General features: G+C 70.8%; 2 protein-coding genes. Both read left to right on the top strand.

Translation table 11 applies throughout. The features are described from left to right. Positions 1 to 86: 86 nt before the first annotated feature. A complete protein-coding gene (gene istA, locus J8J14_RS24660) occupies positions 87 to 1,133 on the top strand; it encodes an IS21 family transposase (protein WP_209382188.1) in 1,047 nt (348 codons plus the stop codon). Next, positions 1,130 to 1,909, top strand: a complete 780-nt coding sequence (gene istB, locus J8J14_RS24655; RefSeq protein WP_209382187.1) for an IS21-like element helper ATPase IstB — start codon at positions 1,130 to 1,132, stop codon at positions 1,907 to 1,909. The genes istA and istB overlap by 4 nt, the downstream gene beginning before the upstream one ends. Positions 1,910 to 2,017 lie beyond the last annotated feature (108 nt).

The following is a 2,017-nucleotide window of genomic DNA, read 5'->3' as shown; positions in this document are numbered from 1 at the left end:
TGTTGCCGCCGGAGTGAATCTGACCCGGTCGCCGGTTGGAATCTGACCCAGGTCTAGGGTGCCCCGTCGTGGTGATGGGGGGCCGGATGGTCGGAGAGGAACTGGCGTTGGAGATCCGGGTGTTGGCCAGACACGGCAAGGGCGTGCGGGAGATCGCGCGCGAGGTGGGGGTGTCGCGGAACACGGTACGACGATACCTGCGCGATCCCGAGGCGGCGCGGTATCGCGGACGGCTGCCCCGGGCGGGCAAGCTGTCGGAGTACGAGGGCTACATCGCCTCGCGGGTAGCTTCGGCCCTGCCGGACCGGCTGGAGGCAACGGTGCTGCTGCGGGAGCTGCGCGAGCGCGGCTACACGGGCGGGTACACGATCCTCAAGGAGCATCTGGCGGAACTGCGGCCGGTGATCGTCCCGGCACCGGTGGTGCGCTTCGAGACGCCGCCGGGCGGGCAGATGCAGGTGGACTGGGCGGTGATCCGGCGGGGGGCGGACCGGTTGTCGGTGTTCGTCGCTACGCTGGGCTGGAGCCGGGCGGCCTATGCCGAGTTCGTGGAGGACGAGCGGCTGGAGACGCTGCTGTCCTGCCACGAGCACGCCTTCCTCGCTTTCGGTGGCGTGCCGGAGGAGGTGCTGTACGACAACATGCGGACGGTGGTGCTGGAGCGGGACCGCTACGGGCGGGGGCGTCACCGGTTCCACCCGGGGTTCCTCGACTTCGCCGGGCATTGCGGGTTCCGGCCGCGGCTGTGCCAGCCCTACCGGGCCCAGAGCAAGGGCAAGGTCGAGCGCTTCATCCGCTACCTGCGGGGCGGGTTCTGGGTGCCGCTGGCGAGCCGGATGGCGGCGGAGGGCATTGTCGTGGACCGGGCGGCGGCGAACCTGGCGGTCGGGCGCTGGCTGCGGGAGGTGGCCAACGCCCGGGTGCACGCCACGACCGGGGAGGTGCCGCTGGTGCGGCTGGAGGCCGAGCGCGGGGCGTTGCGCCCTGTCCCGTCGCCCTATGGCGGGCTGATCCCGCGAGCCTCGGCTGCGGTGCCTCGGCCGATGGTGCGCCCTATCGTCGGCCTGCAGCACCCGCTGGGGATCTACGACGCCCTGCTCGCCGCCCCCGGCCTGGCGGGAGGCACGGCATGAGCGCGACCCAGCACGCCCGCATCGCCGAGCTCTGCGCCGAGCTCCGCCTCACGGCCGTGCCCGATCTCTACGGCGGTCTCGCCCAGAAAGCCGCGTCGGGCGACGCCACCTTCAGCGACTTCCTGGAGGAGACGCTGCGGGGCGAGCGGGAGGTACGACGGAGCCGGGCACGGGAGATGTTCGCCCGCACCGCCGGGTTCCCGGCCCTCAAGACCCTGGACGGCTACGACTTCGGGTTCGCCACCGGCGCGCCGCGCCAGCAGCTCACCGAGCTGGCCAGCCTCGCCTTTGTCGAGCGCGGCGAGAACGTGGTCCTCCTCGGCCCGTCTGGCGTCGGCAAGACCCACCTGGCCATAGCGCTGGGCTACCTCGCCACCCAGCGGGGCTGGAAGGTGCGGTTCACCACTGCCGCCGATCTCGTGCTGCTGCTCGAGACGGCGCAGCGCCAGGGGCGGCTGAAGGAGGTGCTGCACCGGGCGGTGAACCTCTACCGCCTGCTGATCATCGACGAGATCGGCTACCTGCCGATGGGCCGCGAGCAGGCGAACCTGTTCTTTCAGGTGGTGGCCAAGCGCTACGAGCGAGGGGCCATGATCCTCACCTCCAACCTGACCTTCGGAAGTTGGGATCAGGCCTTCGCGGGCGAGACGGTGCTGACGGCGGCGATGTTGGACCGCCTGCTCCACCACGCCACCGTCGTTCAGATCAGCGGCGAGAGCTATCGGCTCCGAGACAAGCGCCGGGCCGGTGTCGTCGCCAAGAAGGAGAGCCGCTGAGACACGCCGTCCGGAGGTGGAGCTCGTCCCATCTCCGGGCGATCCAGTGGGTCAGGTTTCGACCGGCGACGCGAGCCAAGGTGGGTCAGATTTCAGGCGGCGTTGACA

This window comes from Pararoseomonas baculiformis, assembly GCF_017813395.1.
Lineage (GTDB): Bacteria > Pseudomonadota > Alphaproteobacteria > Acetobacterales > Acetobacteraceae > Roseomonas > Roseomonas baculiformis.
This window is presented reverse-complemented; position numbering and strand designations above follow the sequence as displayed.

Coding starts and splice junctions, on each gene's coding strand:
- istB (WP_209382187.1), top strand. CDS start 1,130: ATGAGCGCGACCCAGCACGCCCGCATCGCCGAGCTCTGCGCCGAGCTC.
- istA (WP_209382188.1), top strand. CDS start 87: ATGGTCGGAGAGGAACTGGCGTTGGAGATCCGGGTGTTGGCCAGACAC.